The sequence below is a fragment of the Altererythrobacter rubellus genome (assembly GCF_030284385.1).
GTDB classification, from domain to species: Bacteria; Pseudomonadota; Alphaproteobacteria; order Sphingomonadales; family Sphingomonadaceae; genus Erythrobacter; species Erythrobacter rubellus.
The window spans coordinates 119,597-138,692 of record NZ_CP127221.1; the positions used below are offsets into that span (position 1 = coordinate 119,597).

General features: G+C 54.4%; 19 protein-coding genes, 1 tRNA gene and 1 pseudogene. 11 read left to right on the top strand and 10 right to left on the bottom strand.

From position 1 onward, the window contains the following. Positions 1–48 precede the first annotated feature (48 nt). Entirely contained in the window at positions 49–1,026 is a 978-nt protein-coding gene (locus QQX03_RS00565; protein ID WP_285975952.1) for a quinone oxidoreductase family protein, read from the top strand. On the opposite strand, the gene QQX03_RS00570 is transcribed toward QQX03_RS00565, so the two are convergent. Together QQX03_RS00570 and QQX03_RS00575 are read right to left on the bottom strand one after the other, a co-directional pair. Further along, a complete protein-coding gene (locus QQX03_RS00570) occupies positions 1,023–1,322 on the bottom strand; it encodes a YciI family protein (protein WP_285975953.1) in 300 nt (99 codons plus the stop codon). The two genes, QQX03_RS00565 and QQX03_RS00570, sit on opposite strands and share 4 nt — an antisense overlap. Before the next feature lie 166 nt (positions 1,323–1,488). Further along, positions 1,489–1,608 (bottom strand): annotated as a pseudogene (locus QQX03_RS00575) (DUF6356 family protein); the annotation flags it as partial. On the opposite strand from QQX03_RS00575, the gene QQX03_RS00580 reads away from it, so the two are divergent. Further along, positions 1,561–1,902 (top strand): Lrp/AsnC family transcriptional regulator, encoded by a 342-nt coding sequence (locus tag QQX03_RS00580; protein WP_285976920.1) that lies wholly within the window; start codon positions 1,561–1,563, stop codon positions 1,900–1,902. The pseudogene QQX03_RS00575 and the gene QQX03_RS00580 overlap by 48 nt on opposite strands. Positions 1,903–1,913: 11 nt before the next feature. Here QQX03_RS00580 and QQX03_RS00585 read toward each other — a convergent pair whose 3' ends face one another. After that, complete coding sequence (locus QQX03_RS00585) at positions 1,914–2,996, bottom strand: YeiH family protein (protein WP_285975954.1); 1,083 nt, start codon at positions 2,994–2,996, stop codon at positions 1,914–1,916. 136 nt (positions 2,997–3,132) lie between these two features. Here QQX03_RS00585 and putA point away from each other — a divergent pair, with 136 nt between their 5' ends. The 4 genes from putA to QQX03_RS00605 all read left to right on the top strand — a co-directional run bounded on the left by putA (position 3,133) and on the right by QQX03_RS00605 (position 8,887). After that, positions 3,133–6,255, top strand: coding sequence for a bifunctional proline dehydrogenase/L-glutamate gamma-semialdehyde dehydrogenase PutA (gene putA, locus QQX03_RS00590; protein ID WP_285975955.1), 3,123 nt, complete (start codon positions 3,133–3,135; stop codon positions 6,253–6,255). Positions 6,256–6,297: 42 nt separating this feature from the next. Then, on the top strand, positions 6,298–6,828 hold the full coding sequence (locus tag QQX03_RS00595) for a hypothetical protein (protein ID WP_285975956.1): 531 nt from the start codon (positions 6,298–6,300) through the stop codon (positions 6,826–6,828). A gap of 234 nt (positions 6,829–7,062) precedes the next feature. Then, positions 7,063–7,617 carry a dCTP deaminase gene (gene dcd / locus QQX03_RS00600; protein WP_285975957.1) on the top strand — a complete coding sequence of 185 codons (555 nt, stop codon included), beginning with the start codon at positions 7,063–7,065 and terminating at the stop codon, positions 7,615–7,617. Positions 7,618–7,705: 88 nt separating this feature from the next. Beyond that, positions 7,706–8,887, top strand: coding sequence for a saccharopine dehydrogenase family protein (locus QQX03_RS00605; RefSeq protein WP_285975958.1), 1,182 nt, complete (start codon positions 7,706–7,708; stop codon positions 8,885–8,887). A gap of 61 nt (positions 8,888–8,948) precedes the next feature. Here QQX03_RS00605 and QQX03_RS00610 read toward each other — a convergent pair whose 3' ends face one another. Further along, positions 8,949–11,084, bottom strand: a complete 2,136-nt coding sequence (locus QQX03_RS00610) for a TonB-dependent receptor (RefSeq protein WP_285975959.1) — start codon at positions 11,082–11,084, stop codon at positions 8,949–8,951. Positions 11,085–11,257: 173 nt separating this feature from the next. Between QQX03_RS00610 and QQX03_RS00615 the strand changes: the two genes are divergently transcribed. Further along, positions 11,258–11,722, top strand: coding sequence for a hypothetical protein (locus QQX03_RS00615; RefSeq protein ID WP_285975960.1), 465 nt, complete (start codon positions 11,258–11,260; stop codon positions 11,720–11,722). A 115-nt stretch (positions 11,723–11,837) separates the two neighbouring features. On the opposite strand, the gene QQX03_RS00620 is transcribed toward QQX03_RS00615, so the two are convergent. The 4 genes from QQX03_RS00620 to QQX03_RS00635 all read right to left on the bottom strand — a co-directional run bounded on the left by QQX03_RS00620 (position 11,838) and on the right by QQX03_RS00635 (position 14,590). Further along, entirely contained in the window at positions 11,838–12,371 is a 534-nt protein-coding gene (locus QQX03_RS00620) for a hypothetical protein (protein WP_285975961.1), read from the bottom strand. Positions 12,372–12,641: 270 nt separating this feature from the next. Then, complete coding sequence (locus QQX03_RS00625; RefSeq protein ID WP_285975962.1) at positions 12,642–13,415, bottom strand: hypothetical protein; 774 nt, start codon at positions 13,413–13,415, stop codon at positions 12,642–12,644. 35 nt (positions 13,416–13,450) lie between these two features. After that, positions 13,451–14,065 carry a hypothetical protein gene (locus QQX03_RS00630; protein WP_285975963.1) on the bottom strand — a complete coding sequence of 205 codons (615 nt, stop codon included), beginning with the start codon at positions 14,063–14,065 and terminating at the stop codon, positions 13,451–13,453. Positions 14,066–14,155: 90 nt separating this feature from the next. Further along, the gene (locus QQX03_RS00635; protein WP_285975964.1) at positions 14,156–14,590 is read right to left on the bottom strand and encodes a hypothetical protein; all 435 of its coding nucleotides are present in this window, start codon (positions 14,588–14,590) and stop codon (positions 14,156–14,158) included. A 194-nt stretch (positions 14,591–14,784) separates the two neighbouring features. Between QQX03_RS00635 and QQX03_RS00640 the strand changes: the two genes are divergently transcribed. Then, positions 14,785–15,234, top strand: a complete 450-nt coding sequence (locus tag QQX03_RS00640) for a hypothetical protein (RefSeq protein WP_285975965.1) — start codon at positions 14,785–14,787, stop codon at positions 15,232–15,234. 167 nt (positions 15,235–15,401) lie between these two features. On the opposite strand, the gene QQX03_RS00645 is transcribed toward QQX03_RS00640, so the two are convergent. Further along, on the bottom strand, positions 15,402–16,745 hold the full coding sequence (locus QQX03_RS00645) for a serine hydrolase domain-containing protein (protein ID WP_285975966.1): 1,344 nt from the start codon (positions 16,743–16,745) through the stop codon (positions 15,402–15,404). Between the two features lie 169 nt (positions 16,746–16,914). Beyond that, positions 16,915–16,989, bottom strand: a tRNA-Gly gene (locus tag QQX03_RS00650). 229 nt (positions 16,990–17,218) lie between these two features. On the opposite strand from QQX03_RS00650, the gene QQX03_RS00655 reads away from it, so the two are divergent. The 3 genes from QQX03_RS00655 (at position 17,219) to QQX03_RS00665 (ending at position 19,069) form a co-directional block, all read left to right on the top strand. Next, positions 17,219–18,127 (top strand): tetratricopeptide repeat protein, encoded by a 909-nt coding sequence (locus QQX03_RS00655; RefSeq protein WP_285976921.1) that lies wholly within the window; start codon positions 17,219–17,221, stop codon positions 18,125–18,127. Between the two features lie 12 nt (positions 18,128–18,139). Continuing rightward, positions 18,140–18,745 (top strand): LON peptidase substrate-binding domain-containing protein, encoded by a 606-nt coding sequence (locus QQX03_RS00660; RefSeq protein ID WP_285975967.1) that lies wholly within the window; start codon positions 18,140–18,142, stop codon positions 18,743–18,745. Positions 18,746–18,817: 72 nt separating this feature from the next. Next, positions 18,818–19,069 carry a TetR/AcrR family transcriptional regulator gene (locus tag QQX03_RS00665; RefSeq protein WP_285975968.1) on the top strand — a complete coding sequence of 84 codons (252 nt, stop codon included), beginning with the start codon at positions 18,818–18,820 and terminating at the stop codon, positions 19,067–19,069. The last annotated feature ends 27 nt before the right edge of the window (positions 19,070–19,096 follow it).

Sequence of the window (19,096 nt, forward strand, 5' to 3'; positions counted from 1 at the left end):
GGGTAGCGCATAGGTGCTGGGCACCTGACCTGGATTGAGAGACACCAAATGAATTTTATCAGCGCACGGATCACACAGCTGGGCGGTCCCGAAGCGATCGAATGGGTCGAGGGCGACGTGCCTTCTCCTGGCCCCGGTGAAGTCCTGATCGAACATACAGCGATAGGTCTCAATTTCATTGATACCTATCATCGCGGCGGGCTGTATCCGATTGAACTGCCCAGCGGTCTGGGGCTTGAAGCGGCCGGACGCATCATCGCGATCGGCGAAGGCGTGAGCGGCTATCACGAGGGAGATCGCGTTGCCTCTATGGGGCCGGGGCTTGGTGCTTATGCCACGCACCGCGTGATGCCCGCCGATGCGATGTTCAAACTTCCTGATGACGTATCTGACGACATCGCCGCAGCAGCCATCCTGAAAGCCGCGACCACAGAGGGGCTTGTCGAGCGATGTGCCGATGTAAAGCCGGGTGACACAATACTTGTGCATGCAGCGGCGGGCGGTGTGGGCCTGATCATGGTGCAATGGCTCAAGGCCAAGGGGGTGCGCGTAATCGGCACAGTGTCTTCGGACACCAAAGAGAAGCTTGCCCGCAATGCCGGCTGTGACCTTGTGATCCGCTATGACCAGGTGGAAATCGCTCCGCTGGTGCGCGAATTCACCCATGGTGCAGGCGTGCCTGTGGTATTTGACGGAGTGGGCAAAGATACCTTTGAAGCCTCGCTCGATAGCATGAGCCCGCGCGGCTTGCTTGTCAGCTTTGGCAACGCTTCTGGCCCGGTAGACGGAGTGAACCTTGGCATATTGGCGCAGAAGGGGTCATTGTTCGTCACGCGCCCGACTTTGATGCATTACTACATGACGCCGGAAGATCGAAGCGCGGGAATCGCGCGCGTTTGGGACATGTTGGGCAGCGGGAAGGTCAAAGTCACAATAGGCCAGACTTACGCGCTGAGGGATGCGGCCCAAGCGCATATCGATCTGGAAGCGCGCCGAACCACAGGCTCGACCATTCTCAAGCCTTAATCGCTCAGATGTTTTGACCAGTCACCGAAGCGTGGTTGGAACTCGTCGGCGCGGATCGATTGCCAAACGCCAATCTCGAAATAGGGGATCGCTTCCAGTTTCTCTCGCGCCGCGGCTTCGTCCCCGGCTTTGATGACGAGCAGCGAACCAACGATTTTCTCGCCTGATACCATCGGACCCGCAACCGCAAAATCATCGCCATGCTTGTCGAAATGGTCGAGCAAAGCCTCATAGCCATGCTCGCGGAACATTGCACTGTGTTCACCATCCCGGCAGTAAAATGCAAATAGCTTCATTCAGCCATTGTAGCGGGTTTGCAGCGCAGTGGGAGAGTTTCTTTGATCTTCCGACCTTGGATCAGATCACGAAATCGATTGGCGCGGGCAGCTTGCTGCGATTGACCACCATTTTGCCATGCAGCGTTTCGATCTGCTTGCTACCGGTTTTCACGAACAGGAACGGCAGTAAACCGTGTAGCACGCAGGCAAGCCCGCCCAGCACCATCCTGACCCCGAAGCCGGAAGCGTGAACGAGATGTTCGAAATAGGTCTCACCGACACTTTGCGGGTGGCGCTGCTCAATGCGGCGAAACTAGGGTTCACCACAAGCGTATTCGTTGCCATCCGCACCCGTCGGCATGATGCCGAATGGTTGTCCGCGTTCGACATAGCAATTGCCGGGATCGATGAGATAGCCGAGTGTCACCGGATGGCAGGCGACATTGATTATATCCTGAAACTGAGGGTGCGCGATATCGCGGATTATGACCGGATCTATCAGCGTTTGATCAAACGCATTCCGGATCTGGCCGATGTCACCGCGAGCTTTTCCATGGAAGAAATGAAAAGCACGACCGCACTGCCCCGGCCAGCCTAGGCAGGCCCTTGCTAGATCAGCATAGTAGCGACGAATAGCGCCATTGCGAAGGATGCCAGCGTTGCTGTGATAACAGGCGCCATCGGCCTCCAGCCTGCTTCCAGCAAGAGCGAGAGGCGCGAACGCATTGCGGTTGCGGTCACAGCCAGCAGTAACAGGAATTTGGAAACGGCCAGCCCGTTCTCCGCAACGCCGCCCGGCATGCTGACGAAACTGTTGACGAGCACCAGTGAGAGGAAGGCGATAATAAACCACGGCATGGAGACGCGTCGCCACATCGGCTTGCGAGACTCGCCAGACGCGCCCGCTTCGCCGAGCCACAACGCCACCAGTGCAACTACCGGCGCCAGCAACGCTACCCGTGCGAGCTTGATGATCGTCGCTTGCGCACCTGCCGCGTCGGAAATCGCATAGCCACCGCCGATGGCCTGCGCGACATCATGGATCGAAGCGCCCACCAGATAGCCCGCCGCGACCTCATCCAGCCCAAGCGTCTCCGCGATCAGTGGGTAGGCCGAAAGCGCCAGGGCACTGGCAAGAGCCACCCCCACCAATGTGATCGTGAAGCGAGCCTGATCGAGCCTATCGCGCCCGATCACACTGTATAGCGCCAAGGCCGCCGACGCACCGCAGATAGCGGTGGCTCCACCCGCCAGAATCCCAGCATAGCGGCCTTGCCCCGACAGTTTCGCGCCGAGCATTCCCGCACCGAATGCGGCCGCCATGATTGCCAAAAGGCCCGCAAATGGCAGCCAGCCTATCGCACCAATCTGCATCAGCGTGACTTGCAATCCCAACAGCACGATCCCGATACGCAGGAAATGCCGCGCGGCGAAATCCAGTCCAGCGCCCAATGCAGGATGCTCTGACAGAAAATGCAGCGCCAGCCCGATCAACAGGCCCAGCAAGATCGCGGGAAAACCATAATGCTCTGACAGCCACATCGCCGCAAGCGACGCGATCAGGCATGTCACCAATCCAGGCAATAGCACGCCCAGCGTTACGCGCGGTGGCTTCGTAACCAATTCGGCCTGATAGACTTCGCCGAACAGATCGCCTGCGAAAAGTCCTGGATCGGGTGTTTTTGAACTCATGGTTTGCGACTAGCGGTTATGCGCCCAGAACTGCAAGCTTGCAGCGCACTCGGGCGTGTTCACAAAACTTGATTACATATGAAACCGGGTTCAAGGGCGATCTCCCTAACGCCAATTTCGCAGGAGTCGCGCTGCCGTGTCCTCGCACGATCTGATTGACCGTTCCGCTATTCGTCGCGCCTATCGTGAAACGGAAGAGGTCTGTGTCAACGAACGACTCAAACAAGCTCAACCTGCCTCTGCGTTGCATGCTGAGGCAGGAGAGCTGGCCGCCAAGCTGATTACGGATGCGCGCAAGACCAAGGCGAGCGGCATCGATGCGTTCCTGCATCAATATGGGCTGGACACTGAAGAAGGCATCGCTCTGATGTGCCTTGCAGAGGCATTGCTACGCGTGCCCGATGCAGAGACTGCAGACCTCCTGATCCGCGACAAGCTGAGCGAGATAGACTGGGGTGAACATCTAGGCGAAAGCTCATCCACCTTCGTCAACGCCGCGACATTCTCGCTTATGCTAACCGGCGAAGTGCTCGATCCCCCTGAAGCGAAGCAACGCGGCATGGGCGCGACGTTGAAGCGCACGATGAACCGTCTGGGCGAGCCAGTTGTGCGCAAGGCAACGCTTCAGGCGATGAAGATCCTGGGCGGGCAATTCGTGTTTGGTCGCACTATCGACGAAGCGCTCGACCGTGCGAAGCCTGAACGCAAGATGGGGCTTACGCACAGCTTCGATATGCTGGGCGAAGCCGCCATGACCTATGCCGATGCAGGCCGCTATGCGCAGGCCTATCATCGAGCGCTTGATCGCCTCTCTAGCGAGGCTGCGGGCGGCGTTGCCAATTCGCCAGGAATTTCAGTGAAGCTCTCTGCGCTGCACCCGAAGTACAATTTCCTGCATGCAGACCAGGCGCGGACTGAACTGGTGCCGATCGTCCGCGATCTTGCGATCAAAGCGCGCGATGCCGACATTCATTTCACGATTGATGCCGAAGAAGCCGAACGGCTTGAGCTGTCGATGGATATCATCGAAGAGCTGGCATCGGACGACGCCCTTTTCCTCCGGCCCGATGGATCGCAATGGCAAGGGTTCGGTCTGGCCATCCAAGCCTATCAGAAACGCGGCGTGCCATTGTGCGATTGGGCCGCAAAGCTTGCCCGGCGCAACAACCGCCGCTTCTTTGTGCGGTTGGTCAAAGGCGCATATTGGGACACGGAAATCAAGCTGAGCCAGGTTGGCGGATATGATGATTTCCCGGTGTTCACCCGCAAGGTGGCCACCGATGTGTCCTATCTCGCCTGTGCCGCCCGCCTGTTTGAACACAGCGATGTCATCTTGCCCGCCTTTGCCACGCATAACGCGCTGACCATCGGGTCGATCAAAGCGCTGGCGGCTGGGCGTGCTTTCGAATTTCAGCGCCTGCATGGCATGGGTGAGGAAGTCTATGACGCGCTCGCAAAGGCGGAAGGCAATGATCGCACCAATGTTCGGATTTACGCGCCCGTAGGCGGGCACAAGGAACTGCTCGCATATCTGGTCCGCCGGCTTCTGGAGAACGGCGCGAACACCAGCTTCGTCAACCGCATGGCCGATGCGGACATTCCGGTCGAAGAGATGACCGGCGATCCCGTGACCGAACTTGTGGCGCTGGATCCCAAGCGCAATCCGGCGATCCCGCTGCCGGCTAACATTTTCAGCAGCCGCATTAATAGCGCGGGCGTGGATCTTGCCGATCCGCTTGTACTTGCGCCTTTGCAGGATCAGCTTGCCGCGATTGGGACAAAGCACTGGTATGCCGCGCCAACATTTGCAGGCGAAGAAGCGGGCAAAGAGGCTCCGATCAATGCACCGCAAGATTTAACGCATGAGGTCGGCACACGCCGCGATTCCACCGAGCAAGAGGTTGCCGATGCGATCACCCGTGCGCTCGATATTCAACCCGGTTGGGATGCATTGGGCGGACAGAAACGCGCGGTAATACTGGAAGCCGCGGCTGAGCTGTTCGAAGACCATACAGTAGAGTTTTTGTCGCTGTGCCAGCGTGAAGCTGGCAAGACGCTGGTCGATGCTGTGCTGGAATTGCGCGAGGCCGTTGATTTCCTGCGCTATTACGCGGTTGAAGCGCGGCGCCAGTTTTCCGGCCCGATCACTTTACCGGGGCCGACCGGAGAGGAAAACCTATTGCAGATGCATGGACGCGGCGTCTTTGCCACGATCAGCCCATGGAACTTCCCGCTCGCCATCTTCATCGGTCCGGCAGCCGCCGCGCTTGCAGCAGGAAATACGATTGTTGCCAAGCCGGCTGAACAAACCCCGTTGATCGCTGCACTTGCAGTCAGGCTCTGCCACGAGGCGGGCATGCCCGAAGAAGCATTCCAATTGCTACCCGGCGCAGGCGATGTTGGGCAAATGATCACTAGCGACCCGCGCATAGCCGGCGTTGCCTTCACCGGCTCAACCGAGACCGCCCAGGCCATCAACCGCTCGCTGGCCGCACGAGAAGGCCCGATCGCGACCTTTATCGCGGAGACCGGCGGCCAGAATGCGATGATTGTCGACAGCTCGGCCTTGCCCGAGCAAGTGGTGCGTGACGTTCTGGCCAGCGCTTTCCAGAGTGCGGGCCAACGCTGTTCGGCGCAGCGCATGCTGTACATTCAGGATGACGTGTACGACGAAATGCTGGAAATGATCCGCGGAGCATTTGATGCGCTGAATGTCGGTGATCCGGTCTTGATGCACACCGATGTCGGCCCGGTGATCGATCCCGATGCCAAAGCCGCGCTGGAACGCCACGTTGCGCGCCGCAAGAAAAGCGGTGCGAATGTGTGGCGGCACAAACTGCCGCGAGGCACCAGCAAGGGTTGTTTCGTCGCGCCAGCGATCATCGAGGTCAATTCAATCCTCGATCTCAAGCGCGAGAACTTCGGCCCAATCCTGCATGTTGCAAGGTTTGCGTCCGAAGATCTTGGCAAGGTTATCGGCGATATCAATGCGACCGGGTTTGGCCTGACACTTGGCCTGCACAGCCGCATTGCGGCAACCAAGCGTTTTATTGAACAGCGCGCGCGTGTGGGGAATTTCTACGTTAATCGCAACCAGATTGGCGCGGTGGTGGAGAGCCAGCCATTCGGCGGCGAAGGCCTGTCGGGCACGGGCCCCAAGGCAGGTGGGCCGCATTATTTGGCGCGCTTTGCCACAGAACGGGTCACTTGCGTCGACACGACCGCGGCGGGCGGCAATGCGAGCCTGCTGGCAGGCTAAACCGCCTTGCTCCTCCGCAAAGCCACGCTAAAACAGCGCGCTATGGGGCGCTACCTCTCGATCTTGCTCGCATTGCTCACATTCGGCTGGGCATCACCAGCGCTGGCTGATGTCCAGCTCAGCTTTCACAGTTTCAACGGCTCGGTGCTGTTCGGGCGGTACCCGCATGCATTCATTGTGCTGGAGGGCGAGCTTGAGAGTTCAGGCGAAGTCATCAACGAGAATTACGGGTTTACCGCCAAAACGGTCAGCACCCGGATTCTGAACGGGCCGGTGGAGCACGATATCTCTATCGAAGAGCCAAAGTACATCAGGAAGACCAACCGGCACTTCACAATCACCATAACGGACGCGCAATATCGCGAAGTCATCGCTCTCATGCGCGCCTGGCGCGATGCGCCTGGCAAATATTACGATCTCGACAAGCGCAATTGCATCCATTTCGTTGGTGAGATCGCCAAGATAATCGGCCTGAGGGTTGAGTATCCTGAAAATATGCTGCGTCGCCCGAAGAAATGGCTCAATCACGTTACCAGCCTCAATCCGCAATTGGGCGCGGAGGTAATCAATTGAGTCAACCAGCAGGTAATGGGAAGACGCCAGCGAAGCACCGACGGCCGTATTCCGGATCGGAAGCTGACACTTAAGATTGTCAGTTGCTGTCACAAATATCGCAGATTGGACGATCTTCTCTCACATAACCTTCGCCGAAGCCAACGGTCCGTTTTCAGCGCGATACGAAAGACTCCCCCAGATAAATTCGCGGCCCTGCTTGCCCCGCGCGCGGCCTTCGGGAATCACTCGGTTATGGCGATTCTTTCAGATAAATGGATTCGGGAACAGGCCCAGACAAATGGCATGATTGAGCCATTTGTAGAGGCGCAACGCCGCGAAGGCTGCATTTCCTATGGCCTTAGCTCTTTCGGCTATGACGCGCGGGTTGCACCCGAGTTCAAGATCTTCACTAACGTCAATTCGGCGACTGTTGATCCGAAGAAGTTCGATGCGGAAAGCCTGGTGGATCGCGAAACCGACGTTTGCATCATCCCGCCCAATAGTTTCGCGCTCGCGCGCACGGTCGAATACTTCCGCATTCCTGAAGATGTGCTGGTAATCTGCCTTGGAAAGAGCACCTATGCCCGCTGCGGCATCATCGTGAATGTCACGCCGCTGGAGCCGGGCTGGGAAGGTCATGTGACGCTGGAATTTTCCAACACCACGCCGCTGCCGGCCAAGATCTACGCCAACGAAGGCGCATGCCAGTTTCTATTCCTCAAAGGCAATGAACGGCCCGAAGTCACCTATGCCGATCGCGCGGGCAAATACATGGGGCAGCGCGGCGTGACCTTACCCCGCCTTTAAAATCGCGATTCCGCGGAACCGCTGTTCCGTAACGGCTTTGACTCTCTGAAGCATGGCGCGCATCAAGCCAGCTTAAAGGAGAGCAAATATGTCCAAGGACAATCGCGAATTCGATATCATCGTCTATGGAGCAACCGGTTATACTGGCCGTCTGGTCGCCGAATATCTCGATCAGCACTACGGCAACCGCGAAGATTGCCCCAGCTGGGCGATGGCCGGTCGCAGTCTGGACAAGCTGGAGGCTGTGCGCGACGAGATTGGCGCACCGGACACAACCCCGCTGGTGGTTGCCGATGCGAACGATCCGGCTAGCCTTGAGACCATGTGCAATCGCACCCGCGTGGTGCTGACAACAGTCGGCCCGTATCAGCTCTATGGCGATGCGCTGGTCGAAGCCTGTGTGAAGACCGGCACTGACTATGCGGATCTGTGCGGAGAACCAGGTTGGATGCGCGAGATGATCGACGAGCATCACGAAGCCGCCAAGGCATCTGGCGCGCGGATCTGTTTCTCAAGCGGGTTCGATTCTATCCCGTTCGACCTCGGCGTGATGATGACTCAGAAAGAAGTCGAGAAGCGTACCGGGAAACCGTCGCCGCGTATTCGCGGGCGTGTCCGCGCGATGCAGGGCACTTTCTCAGGCGGGACAGCGGCCAGCCTGACTGAGACAATGAAGGCGGTTGCGCGCAAGCCCACACTGCTTGCCGTGTTGCGTTCTTCATTCGGCCTTACTCCGGGCTTTGAAGGGCCCGAGCAGCCATCGGGCATGATTCCGCACTATGAAAAGGATTTGGACAAATGGGCCGCGCCATTCGTGATGGCACCGATCAATACCAAGAATGTCCACCGCACCAATTTTCTGGCCGGTTTCCCCTATGGTGAGGACTTCGTTTATGACGAAATGATGCTGACCAGTCCGGGCGAGGCAGGCAAGGCCGCAGCAAATGCGGTGGCGGAAATGATGAAGAACCCCTTCGGCGCAAAGCCGCCGAAGCCGGGCGAGGGGCCCAGCAAGGAAGAACGCGAGAACGGCTTCTATGATGTGCTGTTCGTGGCCGATCTGCCCGATGGCGAGACCCTGCATTTCGGCGTCAAAGGCAAGTATGATCCGGGCTATGGCTCGACCAGCCGTATGCTGACCGAAACCGGCATTGCGCTGTTATCCTGCGACAAGTCAGGTGGCGTTGGCACGCCGGGCTCATTCCTGGGCGAGGCCCTGGTTGACCGTTTACAGGAACACGCCGATCTGACGTTCGCAGTCGAGAGCTAAGCCGCAAAAGGGGGGAACGGCACGGCGCCATTCCCCCTGTTCGGATCGTTCCGTTAAAGCGTTAGAAACTGAAGCGGACGCTAGCTTTGATGTTGCGGCCAGCCAGCGGTAAGAATTCCTTCGTAAAGCTGGAATGGCGGCGGCCCGTCGTATCGAAAAGGTTTTCACCGGCAAGCTGTACCACGACATTCTGATTGTCAGAAAGCGGGCGCCAGGAGAGGAACAGATTTACAAAGGCAAAGTCGTCTGTCGGAGTTTCAAATTCGGCAACATTGTTTTGCTCACCAAACCACTGCACCTCGCTGCGAACAGTGAAAGCAGAAAAATCCGATTCAAGTGCAGCAAGCACACTTACCGGGGGGATTCGGGGTACATTACCTCCATTGTCAAGGTCTGCAGAGACATAGGATGCTCGCAAATCTGCAGTCAGATTGTAGGAGTCGTTGTCAATCAGCGGGACAACAAGATCGGCTTCGAAGCCAAAGAAGTCCGCGTCATCCTGCAGGAACTCAAACACCGGCAACTCATCTTCTTCTTCTCCTGTCGGAGAGAGATAGATGAAGTCATCGAATGATTGGTAGTAAACCGAAGCACCGAACTGCGCTGCGCCGATTCCGGCACGCGCGAACAGTTCGACACCAAGTGCACTTTCCTTGTCCAGGTTCGGATCGCCAATTTCAAAGGCTTGCGTCGCGATATGCGGACCGTCCGCGAAGAGTTCTTCGCCAGCCGGTGCGCGCTCTGCCCGAGACCCTGTGATCCCGAAGCGTGCTCCGCCTTCAGTCTCACGGACCAGCGACAACGCACCCGAGAACAGGCTGAAATCACGCTCAAGTCCGAGCGGCCCTGACTCGACATCGACTTGCTCGAAGCGGCCAGCAGCTTCGATCTGGAATCCGTCCAAATCGAATTCCTGTACAGTGAAGAGTGCAAACTGCGTTGTCTCGTTGGGCGATACAAATGCTTCTTCTCCGACGGCAGAGAAGTCACGCGATGTGAATTGCGCTCCGATGACACCGCCAGTGGTTTGAACCAGCTCTGCACGCGCTTCGATCGTTTCTGTATCGAAGACTGTTCCGACTTCTGTGCCTTCGAACTCTATATGGGTGTAGTCAGAATAGCCACCGCGCAGCTTCAGGCGAGAGAAGAGGCCATCGCCGAGCGTGATATCGCCGCGCAAATCGACGCGAAGCTGTTCAAGGCCGATGGAGACAGTTTCTTCCTCTTCACCCTCTTCCTCTTCCACTTCGCCTTCTTCGCCGTGGTGGTGGCCGCCTTCGGGATTACCGACCAGACCATAGCTGGTGTCGTAGTAACCTACCGACGCGCCGAAAGTTGATTCGCCCACAATGAGGCCAATCCCGCCGTTTACGGTCCACGTTTCTGTCGCGCTGTTAGGTACAAAGCCGCGCTGTTCAGCAGCTTCGCGAAGCTCTTCAGCTTCTTCGAGCTCCCCTTCGTCTTCCTCTTCATCCGCATCTGCCAAAAGGTCCAAACGCAGGTCTTCGGAAAGCTGGAAACCTGGAATCTCAAGATCGTCAGTCTCACGGTATGAGCCGTCAAAGTGCACGACGAGGTTTTCGCCAATTCCGGCATCAACAGAAAGCCCGCCGCTGCGCAGCTCACTAGCTGTGTCAAACGCTGTCAGGCCTTCAATGTGCAAGCCATGCTCTGGCATAGCGACTGGCATGCGGCGATCGATCACGTTCACCACACCACCGATGGCCTGGCTGCCGTAAAGCAGCGCAGCCGGGCCGCGCAGCACTTCGACGCGCTCAACGGTCAGCGGATCAATCGACGTCGCGTGGTCGGCAGAGGTGTTGCCAACGTCAGCTGTGCCCAATCCGTCGATGAGAACGCGGACGCGTTCACCATCCAGACCGCGCAGGATCGGGCGCGATGAACCAGGGGAAAAACTGGTTGCCGAAACACCAGGCACTTTGACGAGAAGATCACCCAATTGACCCGTCAAGTCGCGCTGGATCTCCTCAACTTCGATCACGTCCTGACCAGCAATGAAGTCCAGTTCGCTTAACGCGTCGGCAGAAACGATAATGGTTCCGCGGTCATGCGGATCGGTCTCTGTGCCTTCACCAGATGCATTGTCCTGCGCATATGCCGGGGCAGACACAGCCGTCAAAGCCAGTGCAGTTGCAATTGCGCTTTGCGAAACAAGGTTCGCTCCATTGATTTTCATGGGCTTTTCCCTCGTTAGCTCTAATTGCCCAAGGTGATCCCCACCTTGTATGTAATGATGTAACATTGCGTTTAGCAAATTGTTGTCGTGGCGCAAGCAAAGAATTTGTGTTAGGCAGGCTATTCGAGTTAACTGCGTGATCTTTTTGAACGCACCTGACTGTAGAGTGAAAAATGAAAATTCGCCAAATTACCTTTTCTGCGGGTATTATAGCCTTAATTCTATCGAGTGCGACCTCAGCACAAGAGGTCACTCAGAATCCCAGTTTTGGATCGACTAGTTTAGATGCTGGGTTCAGACCTGACCCCTACACAGTAAACTTAAGATCGGGCGGCAACATCGATGCAAAAGACTTGGGCGGAGATTGCGCCGGCTGGATTGCAGATGCCCCAGATTATCGCCTCATTTATAAAGCTGGTGCTTTGCCGTTGATCATTACCGTGGAATCCGATGTAGACACCACACTTATCATCAATACTCCGAATGGAAATTGGCTTTGCGATGATGACGGCGGTGGCGACCTTGACCCTGAGGTCAAGCTATCAAAACCTCAAAGCGGACAGTATGATATTTGGGTTGGGACGTACAACAACAGCAGCGTTGAACCTGCGATCTTGAAGTTCTCTGAGGTTGAATAGCAAGGAAGCGAAAGCTTTAACGGCTAGCCCTAGGTATATTAAAACCAAAGATTATCACACGACTTGTTTGCCCGGTCGCTCGGGCTCGTTTTCATATTCATTCCAGCATCACTGCTTATTGAACTATAAACATGTTCGTGGTGAGATCTTCAACAGAACCGCAAACCTCTGCCATTTCCTTAAAAAGAGATTGCCAACGCTCGTCAGAATTTTGCCAAGTCATGGCCTGTTCCATTGAATTTTTTGAGGTATGAACATCGATAGAAACCAATGCCCCATCCTGGTGTATCGCCGGTGCAGCTGAGTATGGATGAGGAGATGCATCTCGCTCATAAGATATCATTGTTTTAAGAAGAGAAAGTCCAATTTCCGTATTGGCGCAGGGCCAGTGGTATACGATTACGATTTGGCCGGATAAAGCTGCTGGCGCCACCCGATTAGCCGTTTCATTATGACCGGAATGTGCGTGATCTTCAGCATTCGCGACGCCTGACATGCTCATACTTGCCGCTATGGCAGCTACCGCCGTGATTGCCATCTTCGGTGCTCGAACCATCTTAATTCCCTTCCAGTATTTCCGTTCTCGATTAGCATGGGGTGGCCACAAATCAAAGCAAGAGATATCCCAATTTATCAAGATGAGTTGCATGTGCGGTCCTCTACACTGCCGAAGAAGCCGAGATCCTGTCTAAACCCTCAACAACTACGACACTACCTCGATGCGTACTAGCCGCCACCATGACAAAAGATTTTACCTAGCCCTAATGTACCGCCTCACGCTAAACCCGAAGCCGGTCAACTATAGCCATTAGAACCCCAATTTGAGCCGTATCCTACCTTAATGGGGCACGTCATTTGTGAATAAAATGACGCCGCCCACTTGGACGGCGCCTTTGTATGCGACTTTGGCTTTGAGAGCTTAGCGGTTTGGACCTCTTGCCAAGGTAGCGTTGTATACACGCTCGCTGTTACATTCCATGATAGGATTAAACGTTTGGAACGCACGCATCCATCCACCTTCGTTAGCTATTATGTCCTCGAAGCGGCCCTTCTCTTGCATGTCAGGAAACCATGTGGAGATTTTAACACCGTATTCATTATCAGGGTCTTCCCCGGCCCCTGGCAGATGGTAAGCAACGGTCGCCTTTACCTCGTTCTCGTCGAGATATTCAAACCACGATTTCTGTACGGCGAATAAATCAAGCACAGATTTTCCATCCTTGAAGGTGCAATCAGTAAAGTCCACGACCGCCGTGCTGCTTGGCGTAGGAGGCTGTGGCCGCACAATCATGCTGGTGCTGAGTGATTGGGAGCCGCAGGTCCAAACCTCATTGAATTCAGATAGAACTTCTCCGCCATTGGCGACCCAGTCATCCTTGGCTTGACCCATTGCTTCAGCACTGGGGGATGCACCAAACCAAAACGCGGTCCTCCCGCCATTTAACTCGGAGTGATAATGAGGCGTTAGGACCCAAGCAAAATAATTGTTGAGGTCTTGTTCATTTGACCAGCTGTTCCATTTGGAAACCACATCCATCAGGTCCACAAGAGATTTGCCGTCATTATACTGGCAGGCAATAGTCTCGACTTTGCCCCAACTAGGTGCGGACATGTGGTCGTCTGCAGACACTGGTGCTGCTAACATTGTTGCAGCCATAGCCGAAGCCGCCAAAAGATTTATTTTAAGTTTCATGTAAGTATGCCTCCCAACACTTCGCAAGATTCAAATTAATTTTGAAAATCGTAGTACCCTTCCAAAGGGATCATCAAATGATCAAAGCCGGTGCCCTTAAACATCAAATAGGGCGCGCCGCTGGTAAAATCAGTAGTGGTATTCGCGATAGTAGAAACGTCTGCAGGCATCATCATAAGATGGGGACCGCTAACGATCCAATGCGCCGGATTAGCTTCTTCGATAGACATAGCAGTGTGGTCAAAGTTGTCTGCACCCATGTCGCCATGGAGCATCCACATCCAGCCATCTGTCTCTAAAGCAGGTTGTTCGCCTGCCATATAGGCCTTCATCCAAGCTTGAGCCGCTTCATCCGAGCAAGCCGGGACGGCCTCCCGAACAGTTGCATAACCAGTGTCAGGCATTGGCATTGGACTAGCTGACTGGCATGTCCATCCGTTGGTACCTTCTTGCAAAACCGTTCCATCAGGTGCGATAACAGTTGCGTTGTCTCCGATGAATGAAGGAGCCGCTGTAGTAAGCGCCCACAAAATCCATTCACTTTCATTGTGCGCCACAGCAGGCTCCCCCGTACCCCCCGGAGCTTCTGCATTGTTAGCAGAGCACGCGGCAAGCAGGGTCGCAACAAACGCAAGGATCATCTTTTTCATGTGAGATCTCTCTGACTTTCTCTATCCCAATATTTGCTACGGAATGAAAATTAGTTGGAAAACGAGTCGTGTGAAAATGAGCTGATCTACTTAGAGCTTTAGTTCGGAGACATCGAATCTCGCTGTCTTGTTGACGAAATCAATTTCACCAATAGCAAAATTAAGTTTACCATTTGATACCGCATCGAAAGTATAAAGCTTAAATACCTTTCCAGCTTTCACCCAAACACCTTGAAGGGTACCCGTTACGATCTCTTCTCCATTTTGCGTCCAAGCGAACCCTGTGAATTCACCCATGGTGTCTAAATTCTGTTTGTTCGTAAAATCATATGACAAATAAACGCGGCCATAAGGACCTGCCTCTCCAGACAGCGAGGCTTTGAATGTTTCCGCATCGACATCCACAGCATCAATTTCGAATTCAGCCACGAATTGCTCATTAACATCAAGAGATTGCGCCAGGGCCGCGGAGCCCGGCATTACAGTTAAAAGCAAAGTTCCAAATATAACTGATAGAAAACGCATTTGACGCTCCTTTATTCAAGATCTTGAAATTTGTGAATGTATCCAATTTTATTTCTAATCGATTCGAGATGCTAAGATCTAAATATTTCATGTCAATGACAATTTTTATGTTCAATTTTTGATTATCAAGGCAATTAGAAAATTCTTGATAGTGATTCCTTATCTGTATATATTAATGCAATATAGAGAAAAAAATGATATTTTACAAGGATTTAACTATGAAAAAATTCTTTTTGGCCAGTTTATTCATTTTGGCAGCGCCTGCGGCAGCTAGCGGTCATAGCGAACTTGGTTTGGAAAAGCGGCAACCAGACACAGCTATGAACGTAACGTCAGTTGTTTTGGGTCAAGAGGTGACATCGATCAGTGCCGAAGGTGACATGGAGGGGTATGGGAAAGTTTATGCCACTTACCACCTTACATACGATCCTCAGAGGACCAGTGGTACTGTGGACGGTCAAGGACGAGGGTTCACCGCTGATGGATTTGCATCCGGAAGATTTCAGGGGTTCTGGCAACTAGTTGACGGTGTGGTTGTAATGCGGAATGTCGTGAAAATTACCGATGATACGATGAATTTAGACGTAATCAGATTTAATCCGCTCTCAAGAGATTTAATCGTTCAGGCGTACATCTTAAAGTAAATCGAAAAGGCCTGCTCTAGCAGGGGCCTTTTGCGCTGCCGGAGGCGAGCCCATCGCCGGTCACTGCGCCGTGTGAAACACAACGGTAGCGAGTGGGTCTCCAAATACGAGTATTGCGACCGAGCGATTTACAAGAACAGATCTGGGAAATGGGTCGAGCGGCCGACTTAGTTCACAACTGCTTCGCTGACTAAATCGAGGAATTTGCGAAAGTCGTACTCTGCATAATATTCAGCTCCCGAACCCCGCGGCAAACTAGCAAGCCAGTTACTTTGTTGCGTTGCGTCGAGATCCAAGAGCATCGAACGCTCGCCCGTAGCATTTAGGATCGGCTCATATAAGCTTGATCGAACGACGACAATTTGACGCTCGACATCAACTGCTATCATCTGACCGTCAAAGCCAAGTGCTACGATAAAACGTCGACCACTTTGGGTGTCAGTGAACCAAAATTGGGAAAAATAGAATGCCTGCGGTTGTTTAGCGGCCTCGACGATAGAGTCGATATAGCTTCGCGAAATCACTTGTTTACCGCCGTATGAGCCCCGATTGAGAATTAACTGCCCCAAGCGCGCAAAGTCCCTCGGCTTCGCATCAAGGCAGCAGTAGCTGAGGATGTTCCCTGCTCTCTCTTGGGAATTATCTGTCCACCATTCCGCGTCCATTCCAATTAGTGAGAATAGGTTACGCTCAGCCCATTCAGAAAGGTGATCGCTTTGCCCGCGAGAGAGAACCTCTCCTAATATCATGGTGTCACAATTAGAATAAACCCATGCTCGATCTGGATAGGGAGCTGTGCCGTTTTGCCACCATGGGTACTGGTTTCCAGGCTGTGCCAAACCTCTGGTAAGGCATGGTGTCATTTGATCATCAACCCATATTAGGTTGCCGCCATTTGCATACTCTGAACCGCACTCGTTCGCCTGCCTGCTCGTAGGATCAGAGCAAATCGGAACCAGTCCAGAGCGCATATCAAGAACATCTCTCAGAGTTATGCTTGATCTTGCATCCGTTGCTAGTTCATTCAGATATAGCCCAGCGGTGTCTTGGGTAGATCGGACAATCCCCTTATCAATGCCAATTCCCAAAAGTATCGAGGTGAAGGATTTTGCTACCGACCAAGATGTTGCAGGGCTATCTTTGTCGCGATCCCCATACCTACTCACCAAATCAGCAGCAGAGAGTTCCACGATCCTAGAAGCTGCAAAGTCTGCTTCCTGCTGTGAGATGCCGCGATATTTTTCGAACGCAATTTTGCCGTTTTTTACTACGATAAAGGCTTGTCCATAGGTTCCGTCTCGAAGCGCGAGACTTGCTGCCTCCTCTAATTTTTCTGAGGAAAGACCAACCTCTTCCGGGGTCACCTCTTGCCACGCCAGTGGGTCTGGAGACGTTGATGCGATTGGCGCTGGCTGTGGGCTTTCGGAGTTATCTTCTCCACCACAAGCAGACAGAGACAGGAATGCAAGCGCTGAAAAAAAGAGATTTCGACACCCCCGATTCTTTAACATCACCTAACCTCCTGATCGCACAAAGCTAACTTGAAATTTAAACTTTCGATAATCCCCCAGGGCAGCGGTTTCCATCCTGAAGCGATGTTATCCGGATATCCGTATATGATCCGTATATTGTTTATTTTGGGATTTTTGGAGATAGGGTTCGTCTAAACCCTTGAAATTATGGAGCGGGCGAGGCGATTCGAACGCCCGACCCCAACCTTGGCAAGGTTGTGCTCTACCCCTGAGCTACGCCCGCTCACTGACGCTCCGCAGATTCGGCCAATTGGCATCTCTCTGCTGGGGAGGCGGCGCGATTAGCAGCGCTAGTGCGGCCCGGCAAGCGGAAAATGCTAAGCTTGCACACGCGGCCCATCGCCGCCAATGTCCCCCTTCACATTTGCGCAGCATTCCCCACATAAAGGCGGCGTAGGCGGAGCGGTAAATGCTCCGTACAAACCGTATCAGGAGCAGTTACCTTGGCAAGCATGAGCCTCAATCTTGAAGAACAGAAAGCTGTCGACCGCTTCAAGACCAATGTCGTCGAACCGTCGATGACCAAGTTGGTGATCGTCGATTTCTGGGCCGAATGGTGCGGGCCATGTAAGCAGCTGACCCCGGTGCTGGAGAAAGTTGCAGCAGAATACGCGGACAAGGGCGTTGTGCTAGTCAAGGTTAACGTCGATGAAGAGAAATTCATCGCATCACAGTTCCAGGTCAAATCGATCCCCACGGTTTACGCCATGTTCCAGGGACAACCGGTGGCCGATATGACGCCGGCACGCACCGAAGGCCAGATCAAGCAGATGCTCGACCAGATTCTGGCACAGGTTGCGGTGCAAGCCGGCGCTGATGGTGAACAGCCACAACAGGATGTCAGCCAATTCATAGATATGGCAGAGCAAGTGCTTGCCGACGGCGATGCTACGCGGGCTGTGACCATCTTTGCGCAAGTGGTCGAAATGGCACCCGACAGCGTCAACGCCCACGCCGGTTTAATTCGTGCATTGATTTCTGCAGGTGAAGCGCAACAGGCGCAGCAGATCTTTGATGCACTGATGCCAGAGATTCAGAATGATCCCGGCCTCACGCCGGCCAAAAATGCGCTGGAACTGTCCGCAAGCCAGGTCGATGACAGCGAGCTGGCTGCACTGCGCGATGCTGCCAGCTCTAACCCCGATGACATGGATGCTGGATTTGCATTCGCCGAAGCTGCTTTCGCTGCCGGCCAGCGTGACGAAGCCGCAGACACGTTGCTTTCCTTGATCGCCAAGGACATCGAATGGAATGAAGGCGCCGCCAAGGCGAAGCTGCTGCAGATATTCGAGGTGGTTGGCCTGGAAGATCCGTGGGTTGTCGCCAATCGCCGCAAGCTTTCACACATCCTGTTCGGCTGAACCTGAGTGAGCGTGCGGCTTTCTGTATTTCCCTTACCGGGCGTGATCCTTTTTCCGGGATTGCAATTGCCGCTGCATATATTCGAGCCGCGATATCGCGCGCTGGTGGGTGACGCGCTCGTTCGCAACCGTCAGATTGCCATTATCCAGCCGAAGAAGCCGGTGGATGGCGCACCGCTGTACGAGATCGGTTGCGTAGGCCGCATCGGCGACATCGAGGCCATAGACGACGGGCGATATAATCTCGTGCTAGAAGGGCAAGCGCGCTTCCGCGTCATTCGCGAGCTTGATGTTACAACCGCTTTCCGACAGGTCGAAGCCGAACTGATCGAAGAAGACGAAGACGCTATACTTTCTGCCGTCGAGCGAGCCGGTTTTGAACGCGAGGCACGACGCTTTGCCGATAATCAGGGGTACAGTGTAGACTGGAGCTCTATCGAGCGGCTCGACAATGAATCGTTGATCAATGGCGTGTCGCAGATCGCGCCATTTGATCCAGCGTCAAAGCAGGCGCTGCTCGAAGCGCCGGATATACCCGCAAGGTGCGAACTGCTGATCCAGCTCATGTACTTCTTCGGCCGCCGCGATGGTGACGATGACCGGGTTACATTGCAATAAACAACTGAACTGCAACCTCGAGTTGCGTTTCCAGGCTTTGCACCTGCAGCAAAACTAACTATTCGGTGAGTTATGAACTTCGTAGCTTTTCCTACCAAAGGCGAACGCAAAAGGCCGCGCATTGTCGCTAACGCGGCTGAGCTGCTCTGGGAACGTAGCTTTAACGGTGTATCAGTTGACGAAATCGGCAGCGCAGCCGGGATTAACAAAGCAACAGTGTATCGATACTTTGCTGACAAGGGCGAACTTGCTTTGGCATCCGCGCGCGACCATGGCATCCGCACGCTTGAGGAAATGTTCGAACACAGCTTCAGGCAGCATTGAACGCCTGACCAACGCCTCGCAGCGATT

What these genes read in the sequence shown, in the direction of transcription:
- QQX03_RS00565 (WP_285975952.1), top strand. Translation starts at nt 49, where the DNA reads ATGAATTTTATCAGCGCACGGATCACACAGCTGGGCGGTCCCGAAGCG.
- QQX03_RS00570 (WP_285975953.1), bottom strand. Translation starts at nt 1,322, where the DNA reads ATGAAGCTATTTGCATTTTACTGCCGGGATGGTGAACACAGTGCAATG.
- QQX03_RS00580 (WP_285976920.1), top strand. Translation starts at nt 1,561, where the DNA reads ATGTTCGAAATAGGTCTCACCGACACTTTGCGGGTGGCGCTGCTCAAT.
- QQX03_RS00585 (WP_285975954.1), bottom strand. Translation starts at nt 2,996, where the DNA reads ATGAGTTCAAAAACACCCGATCCAGGACTTTTCGCAGGCGATCTGTTC.
- QQX03_RS00595 (WP_285975956.1), top strand. Translation starts at nt 6,298, where the DNA reads ATGGGGCGCTACCTCTCGATCTTGCTCGCATTGCTCACATTCGGCTGG.
- dcd (WP_285975957.1), top strand. Translation starts at nt 7,063, where the DNA reads ATGGCGATTCTTTCAGATAAATGGATTCGGGAACAGGCCCAGACAAAT.
- QQX03_RS00605 (WP_285975958.1), top strand. Translation starts at nt 7,706, where the DNA reads ATGTCCAAGGACAATCGCGAATTCGATATCATCGTCTATGGAGCAACC.
- QQX03_RS00610 (WP_285975959.1), bottom strand. Translation starts at nt 11,084, where the DNA reads ATGAAAATCAATGGAGCGAACCTTGTTTCGCAAAGCGCAATTGCAACT.
- QQX03_RS00615 (WP_285975960.1), top strand. Translation starts at nt 11,258, where the DNA reads ATGAAAATTCGCCAAATTACCTTTTCTGCGGGTATTATAGCCTTAATT.
- QQX03_RS00620 (WP_285975961.1), bottom strand. Translation starts at nt 12,371, where the DNA reads ATGCAACTCATCTTGATAAATTGGGATATCTCTTGCTTTGATTTGTGG.
- QQX03_RS00625 (WP_285975962.1), bottom strand. Translation starts at nt 13,415, where the DNA reads ATGAAACTTAAAATAAATCTTTTGGCGGCTTCGGCTATGGCTGCAACA.
- QQX03_RS00630 (WP_285975963.1), bottom strand. Translation starts at nt 14,065, where the DNA reads ATGAAAAAGATGATCCTTGCGTTTGTTGCGACCCTGCTTGCCGCGTGC.
- QQX03_RS00635 (WP_285975964.1), bottom strand. Translation starts at nt 14,590, where the DNA reads ATGCGTTTTCTATCAGTTATATTTGGAACTTTGCTTTTAACTGTAATG.
- QQX03_RS00640 (WP_285975965.1), top strand. Translation starts at nt 14,785, where the DNA reads ATGATATTTTACAAGGATTTAACTATGAAAAAATTCTTTTTGGCCAGT.
- QQX03_RS00645 (WP_285975966.1), bottom strand. Translation starts at nt 16,745, where the DNA reads ATGTTAAAGAATCGGGGGTGTCGAAATCTCTTTTTTTCAGCGCTTGCA.
- QQX03_RS00655 (WP_285976921.1), top strand. Translation starts at nt 17,219, where the DNA reads ATGAGCCTCAATCTTGAAGAACAGAAAGCTGTCGACCGCTTCAAGACC.
- QQX03_RS00665 (WP_285975968.1), top strand. Translation starts at nt 18,818, where the DNA reads ATGAACTTCGTAGCTTTTCCTACCAAAGGCGAACGCAAAAGGCCGCGC.